A 7828-nucleotide genomic window follows, 5' to 3' on the forward strand; every position below is an offset into this window, starting at 1 on the left:
TTGGCGCCGGCCGCGCGAGCGGCGCCGTTGGTGGCGACGATCACGACGGGACGCTCCCCCACGACCGCACCGAGGGCGACGATCGCGGCGTCGGCACCGAGGCGGTCGCGCACCTGCAGCGCGAGCGTGCGCACGTCGTCGCCGGAGCCCGCTGTGCCGATGCTCTCGGCGACGACCCGGGATCCTCCGACGTGCGAGGCGCCCGCGGCCAGCTGCGGGGCGCGGTCGGCGAGAGCCTGCTGCTCGAATGCCGCGATCTTCTTCTCCGCCGCCTTCAGGTTCGCGGACAGCTCGGCGATGCGGGCCGGGAGCTGGTCGCGCGGGATCTTGAGCGCCGAGGTCAGCTGCGAGACGATCGTGCGCTCCGCGGCGAGGTCGCGGAAGGCGTCCAGCCCGACGAGTGCTTCCACGCGGCGGTTGGATGCGCCCACCGAGGATTCGCCCACCAGCGAGATCAGGCCGATCTCGGCGCTGGACGACACGTGCGTGCCGGCGCAGAGCTCGCGCGACCACGGACCGCCGATGTCGACCATGCGCACCTCGGCGCCGTACTTCTCGCCGAACAGGGCCATCGCGCCGAGCGACTTGGCCTCGTCGAGCGCCATCACGCGCGTGGTGACCTCGAGGTTGTCGCGCACCGCGTTGTTGGCGATCTCCTCGATCTCGGTCTTGGTGGCAGCCGACAGGGCCTGTCCCCACGCGAAGTCGAAGCGCAGGTACCCGGCGCGGTTCAGGGAGCCCGCCTGGGTCGCGGTCTTGCCCAGGGTGTCGCGCAGTGCCGCGTGCACCAGGTGCGTCGCGGAGTGCGCCTGCCGGGCGGCCCGGCGGTTGGCGGCATCCACCACGCTCGTGGCGGGCTGACCGACGCCCACCTCGCCCGCGGTCACCTCGACGGTGTGGCTCACCAGTCCGGGCACGGGCTTCTGCACGTCGAGCACCTCGAGCTCGTACCCCGGGCCGACGATGACGCCCTTGTCGGCGACCTGGCCGCCGGACTCGGCATACAGCGCCGTCTCGGCGAGGATGACCTCGGCGATCTGCCCCTGCACGGCACGGTCGGCGGGCAGCCCGTCCACGAGCAGGCCGAGCACGGTCGACGCGGTCTCCAGGTCGGAGTACCCGGTGAAGACGGTCTCGCCCTGCGCGCGGAACTCGCGGTACACGCTCTGGTCGGCGAGGGCGCGCTTGCGCGACTTCGCGTCGGCTTTGGCGCGCGCCTTCTGCTGCGCCATGAGCTCGTCGAACGCGGCGCGGTCGACCTCGAGCCCGGCCTCCTGGGCGACCTCGAGGGTGAGGTCGATCGGGAAGCCGTAGGTGTCGTGCAGCAGGAAGGCATCGGCGCCGCCGAGCGCGGTGCCGCCCTTCTTCCTGGTGTCCTCCAGTGCGAGGTCGAGGATCGTCGAGCCGGATGCCAGCGTGCGCAGGAAGGTCTCCTCCTCGGCGAACGCGTACTGCGAGATGCGTGCCCAGTCGTCCGAGACGACGGGGTAGGCATCCTTCATGGCGTCGCGCGATGCCGTGAACAGCTCCGGGAAGGTCGGGGCGTCGACGCCGAGCAGGCGCATCGCCCGCACGGTGCGGCGCATGAGGCGGCGCAGGATGTATCCGCGGCCCTCGTTCGACGGGGTGACGCCGTCCGAGAGCAGCATCAGCGAGGAGCGCACGTGGTCGGCGATGACGCGGAAGCGCACGTCGTCCTCGTGCTCGGCGCCGTAGCGGCGGCCCGAGATCGCCGAGGCGCGGTCGAGCACCGGACGCACCTGATCGATCTCGTACATGTTCTCGACGCCCTGCTTGATGAACGCGACGCGCTCGAGACCCATGCCGGTGTCGATGTTCTGCTGCGGCAGGTCGCCCACGATGTCGAACTCGGTCTTGGACCGCACGTTCGTGATCGCGTACTGCATGAACACGAGGTTCCAGATCTCGGTGAAGCGGCTGTCGTCGACCGCCGGCCCCCCGTCGCGGCCGTACGCGGGACCACGGTCGAAGTAGATCTCCGAGCACGGGCCGGCGGGACCGGGCTGACCGGTGGTCCAGTAGTTGTCCTCTTTGCCCATGCGCTGGATGCGCTCGTCGGGAAGCCCGGCGACCTTGCGCCAATAGCCCGCGGCCTCGTCGTCGTCCTCGTAGACGGTGACCCACAGATCGCGCTCCGCGAAGCCGAGTCCGCCCTCGCCCTCGGGCCGCGTCAGCAGGTCCCAGGCGTACTCGATGGCGCCCTCTTTGAAGTAGTCGCCGAACGACCAGTTGCCGAGCATCTGGAAGAAGGTGCCGTGGCGCGCGGTGTGCCCGACCTCCTCGATGTCGTTGGTGCGGATGCACTTCTGCACGTCCACCGCGCGACGGTACGGCGCCGGGACGACGCCGGTGAGGTACGGGATGAAGGGGACCATGCCGGCGATCGTGAACAGGATCGACGGGTCGTCGCTCACGAGCGACGCCGACGGCACCACGACGTGATCGTTCTTCTCGAAGTAGTCCAGGTAGCGCTGGGCGATCTCAGCGGTCTTCATGGCGTGCGGATCCTCGGGTCGAGCAGGGGACTCCCGCCGGGGCGGAGAAGTCGGGGAAGGGAAGGTGTCAGTCGGCGCTGGCCGGGGACGGCTCGGCGGCGGCCAGGCGCTCCTGCTGGTCGCGGTACGCGTCGCCGACCCGGTCGGCGAACTCGTTCATGCGCGCATCCAGAGTGGCGAGGGCGACGTGGCCGCGCGGGTCGCGGTCGACGAAGTGCGCAGCGACGAATCCGGCTGCGACGCCCACCACGAACCACACCAGCTTCTGCATCCCCCCATCGTAGGCGCAATCGGCCGGACGCCGCCCGCAGACGCGACGAGGGCACCGGGTCTCCCCGGTGCCCTCGTGCTCACGATGTGATCAGCGAGCAGTGCCTGATAGGACGCGGCGCTGGCGCGCGCCTTCGGCCGCGGCCCTCAGCGGGCCGCGTAGTACTCGACGACGAGCTGCACGTCACAGGTGACGGGCACCTCGGCGCGCTTCGGGCGACGCACGAGACGCGCGTGCAGCTTGTCGAGCTCGACCTCGAGGTAACCCGGCACCGGAGGCAGAACCTCGGCGTGGCCACCGGCCGCGGCGACCTGGAAGGGCTCCGTGCCCTCGGAGCGCGGCTTGACGTGGATGAGCTGTCCCGGCTTCACGCGGAACGACGGGCGGTCGACGAGCTCGCCGTCCACGAGGATGTGGCGGTGCACGACCAGCTGACGCGCCTGCGCCGTGGTGCGGGCGAAGCCGGCACGCAGCACGAGGGCGTCCAGACGCATCTCGAGCAGCTCGACCAGGTTCTCACCGGTCAGGCCGTCCTTGCGGCGGGCCTCGTTGAAGGTGTTGCGCATCTGCTTCTCGCGGATGCCGTACTGCTCGCGCAGGCGCTGCTTCTCGCGGAGGCGGACCGCGTAGTCGCTGTCCTGCTTGCGCTTGGTGCGGCCGTGCTCACCCGGAGCGTAGGGACGCTTCTCGAGGTAGCGGGCGGCCTTCGGGGTCAGCGCGACGCCGAGCGCACGCGACAGGCGGACCTTGCGGCGGTCCTGGGACTTCGTTGCCACGAAGTGTTCCTTTCGATGACGCGGCCGTGTCTCTCACGGCTCGCGGACGTATCTCCCTCGCCTCGCCCTGTCCGGACTGCACGCCGGGGCATGCCGGAAGGTCGGTGAAGAAGAGAGGGGATGCCCGAAGACGCTGCTTCGAGCCGATCCATCCTATCAAACGCGGGCGGCGGGCTCAGTCCGCGTTCAGGATGCGGCGGATCTTCTCCAGCCGCGCCTGCACATCGCGCTCGGCACCGTGCCCGGTCGGCTCGTAGTACCGGCGACCCCGCAGGTCGTCGGGCAGGTACTGCTGCGGCGAGACGCCGACCTCGCTGTCGTGCGGGTACACGTACCCCTTGCCGTGTCCGAGGCGCTTGGCGCCGGGATAGTGCGCGTCGCGCAGATGCACCGGCACCCGCCCGAATCCGCCGGCCCGCACGTCGGCGATGGCCTTGTCGATGGCGACATACGCGGCGTTGGACTTCGCCGTCGTCGCGAGGTACGCCGTCGCCTCGGCGAGCGGGATCCGCCCCTCCGGCATCCCGATGAAGGCGACAGCGTCGGCGGCGGCGACGGCGATCTGCAGCGCCTGCGGGTCGGCGAGGCCGATGTCTTCCGCGGCGGAGATCACGAGGCGGCGGGCGATGAAGCGCGGGTCCTCCCCCGCCTCGATCATGCGTGCCAGATAATGCATCGACGCGTCGACGTCCGACCCGCGGATCGACTTGATGAAGGCGCTGATCACGTCGTAGTGCTCGTCGCCCTGCCGGTCGTAGCGCAGCAGCGCCTTGTCGACCGCCTGGGCGACGTCTTCGGCGGTGATCGTCGGGGCCTCCTCGTCGGCCGCCTGCACGGACGCCGCGGCCTCGAGCCCGGTGAGCGCGCGCCGGGCGTCTCCGGACGAGAGCCGCACCAGAGCGGCACGCGCGGCCTCGTCGAGCGAGACCGCGCCCGCGAGGCCCCTCGGGTCGGCGACGGCCCGGTCGATGAGCGTGCCGAGGTCGTCGTCGGAGAGCGGCTGCAGCGTCAGCAGCAGGGAGCGCGACAGCAGCGGCGAGATCACCGAGAACGACGGGTTCTCGGTGGTGGCGGCGATCAGCACCACCCACCCGTTCTCGACACCCGGCAGCAGGGCGTCCTGCTGCGCCTTCGTGAAGCGGTGGATCTCGTCGAGGAAGAGGATGGTCGAGACGCCGTACAGATCGCGCTGGTCGAGGGCGTCCTGCATGACCGCCCGCACGTCTTTCACGCCCGCGGTCACCGCGGACAGTTCGACGAACCGGCGCCCCGAAGACCGCGCGATCGCCTGGGCCAGCGTCGTCTTGCCGGTGCCCGGCGGGCCCCACAGGATCACCGAGACGGATGCCGCGACCTTCGCGTCCGGGTCGGCCAGCGCCACGAGGGGCGACCCCGGGCGCAGCAGGTGCTGCTGGCCCGCCACCTCGTCGAGGCTCGTCGGACGCATGCGCACCGCGAGCGGCGTCTGCCCGGGGAAGAGCGCGGTGGTGCTGGTCACCGCTCCAGGCTAACGGGGGTCTCGGACATCGGGCCGGGCGGGAGTCGTGTTCGCCGACGGCGTGACCGGGGAGGCGCGGCGGGGCGCACCCCGTGTCGTAGGCTGACGATGTCGCCGGCATCCGGCATCCCGTCACCGCCCAGAAAGGCTGCACTCCGTGGAGATTCGCATCGGCATCGCCAACACTGGACGCGAGCTCAACTTCGAGACGAACGACTCGGCCGACGCCGTCCGCGAGGCCGTCGCGACCGCGCTGGAGTCCGGCGCGGCGCAGGTGACCTTCGCCGACACCAAGGGCAACTCCTACATCGTCCCGACCGCGGGGCTGGCCTACGTCGAGCTTGGCACCGAGGACGTCCGCCGCGTCGGCTTCGTCGCCTGATGCAGATCATCCTCGGCCTGCTGTTCGGAGCATGCTGGGGGCTCCTCGCCCACTACACGCTCCCCCGCCGCGACACGCGCGGCCCGGCTCTCGCGCCCATGCTCGGCGCGGTGGTCGGCGGCGGCGTCTGGCTCGTCCTCACCTGGGCGGGCCTGACCGTGGACAACGGCTGGCTGTGGATCGCGTCGCTGCTGGCCCCCGCGGTCGTGTGCTTCGTCGCCGTGCCGGTCTCCACCCGCGTGCGCGTGGCGCACGACGTGCGCGAACGGCGGCGTCTCGGCGTCGGCTGACGCCACCGCGGCCGCTCAGGCGGCGAGTCCCAGCGCCTCCATGCGGCGGCTGTGGGAGGCCATCAGGTCGGTGAACATCGGCTCCACGCGCTTCTCGTCGTCGGCGTCCGCGGACTGCAGACGCAGCACGTCCCGGGCGACCAGCAGCGTGTCGCCGACCAGGCGGCGGCCCCACAGGGCCAGCAGCGAACGCCACTGCGGGTCCGCTGCCATGCGCGCCAGGAGGATCGCGACCAGCGCCTCGCGGTCGTCGTCGGCCTGCAGGATCCGCGCCACCCGGCGACCCGGCTCGCCGTAGCTCACCGCGAGCCGGTTGTAGAAGTCGTCGAGCAGCCCCGCGGTGAGATGCACCGTCAGCATCGTCTCCTCCGGGCGGATGCCGCGGGTGGCGCGGCGGAACGCGTCCAGCGGCTCCCGGAACGGACGCATGAGCTCGGTGGGGTCCTCCCCGCGGTCGCGGATCAGTGCGACGAGCGCCTGGTGCTTGCCGAGGGCGGCGCCGGCCGCACGGGAGAGCGCCTCCTTGTCGCCCAGCGACGGCGTCTCGGTGATCAGCTGGCTGAGCGTCTCGAAGTAGCCGAGCTGCAGGTACGCGGCCTGGCCGAGGTACGTGCCGACATCGGGCGCGAGCGTCTCGAACGCGACGCGGACGGCGTCGCCGACCTCGTCCCGCGACCGCAGCCGCAGGGTGCGCGCGGCGGGGGCACGACGGGTGAGCCATTCGAACACGCCCCCAGCCTAGGTGCGATCCCAGGCCGATCGTGGCCGCTCCGTTACAATCAGGATGCCCCGGCATCGGATCGGGGCCCCCGCGCCTGCGGTTCGAGAAGGGCGTGGATCGACGCCCGGGCGGCACGCCGCCCCTCACCGAACAGGTACATATCGTGACGACCTTCGCCGACCTCGGCGTGGACCAGGACATCGTCGAGGCGCTGAGCGCACGCGGCATCCAGGACACCTTCCCCATCCAGGAGCAGACCATCCCGCTCGGTCTTCCCGGCCAGGACATCATCGGCCAGGCCAAGACCGGCACCGGCAAGACGTTCGGCTTCGGCATCCCCGTGGTGCAGCGGCTCGGGCTCGACCCCGAGCCGGGCGTGAAGGCTCTCATCGTGGTGCCGACCCGTGAGCTCGCGGTGCAGGTGTTCGAGGACATCGACATGCTCACCGAGAACCGGTCCACGAGCGTCGTCGCGATCTACGGCGGCAAGGCGTACGAGGGACAGATCGAGCAGCTCAAGGCCGGCGCCCAGATCGTCGTCGGCACCCCGGGACGTCTCATCGACCTGGCCGGTCAGCGCCTGCTCGACCTTTCGAACGCGACCGAGGTCGTGCTGGACGAGGCCGACAAGATGCTCGACCTGGGCTTCCTCGCGGACATCGAGAAGATCTTCCAGAAGGTGCCGGCCGTCCGCCACACCCAGCTGTTCTCCGCGACCATGCCGGGCCCGATCATCGCGCTGGCGCGGCGGTTCATGTCCGACCCGATCCACATCCGCGCGACCGACCCCGACGAGGGCCTGACCCAGGCGAACATCCGGCACCTCGTCTACCGTGCGCACTCCCTCGACAAGGACGAGGTGATCGCCCGCATCCTGCAGGCGCGCGGCCGCGGCAAGACGGTCATCTTCACGCGTACGAAGCGCGCTGCGCAGAAGCTCGTCGACGAACTGGGCGACCGCGGCTTCAACGCGGCCGCCGTGCACGGCGACATGAGTCAGGAGTCGCGGGAGCGCTCGATGGCGGCCTTCAAGGCCGGCAAGCGCGATGTGCTCATCGCCACCGACGTCGCCGCGCGCGGCATCGACGTGGACGACGTCACGCACGTCATCAACCACACCATCCCGGACGATGAGAAGACCTACCTGCACCGCGCAGGACGCACCGGTCGCGCCGGCCGCACGGGCGTCGCCGTGACCTTCGTGGACTGGGAGGACCTGCACAAATGGGCCCTCATCAACCGCGCCCTCGAGTTCGGTCAGCCGGACCCGACCGAGACCTACTCGTCCAGCGCGCACCTGTTCACCGACCTGGACATCCCGGAGGGGACGAAGGGCCGCATCGCGACCGCGCCGAAGACGCAGCCGGTGCGCAC

General features: G+C 70.9%; 8 protein-coding genes. 3 read left to right on the forward strand and 5 right to left on the reverse strand.

Annotation, left to right across the window (positions count from 1 at the left end):
* From alaS to VJR25_RS08275, 4 genes are all read right to left on the reverse strand, one after another.
* Nucleotides 1-2516 (reverse strand): alanine--tRNA ligase (gene alaS / locus VJR25_RS08260; RefSeq protein WP_324114442.1); only part of this gene is annotated, 2516 nt, incomplete at its 3' end.
* Between the two features lie 67 nt (nucleotides 2517-2583).
* Nucleotides 2584-2787 (reverse strand): hypothetical protein, encoded by a 204-nt coding sequence (locus VJR25_RS08265; protein WP_324114444.1) that lies wholly within the window; start codon nucleotides 2785-2787, stop codon nucleotides 2584-2586.
* A 146-nt stretch (nucleotides 2788-2933) separates the two neighbouring features.
* A complete protein-coding gene (gene rpsD / locus VJR25_RS08270) occupies nucleotides 2934-3563 on the reverse strand; it encodes a 30S ribosomal protein S4 (RefSeq protein WP_324114446.1) in 630 nt (209 codons plus the stop codon).
* Nucleotides 3564-3738: 175 nt separating this feature from the next.
* Entirely contained in the window at nucleotides 3739-5061 is a 1323-nt protein-coding gene (locus VJR25_RS08275; RefSeq protein WP_324114449.1) for a replication-associated recombination protein A, read from the reverse strand.
* 157 nt (nucleotides 5062-5218) lie between these two features.
* Between VJR25_RS08275 and VJR25_RS08280 the strand changes: the two genes are divergently transcribed.
* Together VJR25_RS08280 and VJR25_RS08285 are read left to right on the forward strand one after the other, a co-directional pair.
* Nucleotides 5219-5443, forward strand: coding sequence for a DUF3107 domain-containing protein (locus tag VJR25_RS08280; protein WP_324114451.1), 225 nt, complete (start codon nucleotides 5219-5221; stop codon nucleotides 5441-5443).
* A complete protein-coding gene (locus VJR25_RS08285; protein ID WP_324114453.1) occupies nucleotides 5443-5733 on the forward strand; it encodes a hypothetical protein in 291 nt (96 codons plus the stop codon). The genes VJR25_RS08280 and VJR25_RS08285 overlap by 1 nt, the downstream gene beginning before the upstream one ends.
* 15 nt (nucleotides 5734-5748) lie before the next feature.
* Here VJR25_RS08285 and VJR25_RS08290 read toward each other — a convergent pair whose 3' ends face one another.
* A complete protein-coding gene (locus tag VJR25_RS08290) occupies nucleotides 5749-6462 on the reverse strand; it encodes a ferritin-like fold-containing protein (protein ID WP_324114455.1) in 714 nt (237 codons plus the stop codon).
* 155 nt (nucleotides 6463-6617) lie between these two features.
* Between VJR25_RS08290 and VJR25_RS08295 the strand changes: the two genes are divergently transcribed.
* The coding region (locus tag VJR25_RS08295; protein ID WP_324114457.1) for a DEAD/DEAH box helicase at nucleotides 6618-7828 on the forward strand (1211 nt) is incomplete at its 3' end.

Origin of the sequence: Microbacterium sp., assembly GCF_035277845.1 — a bacterium.
GTDB lineage: Bacteria > Actinomycetota > Actinomycetes > Actinomycetales > Microbacteriaceae > Microbacterium.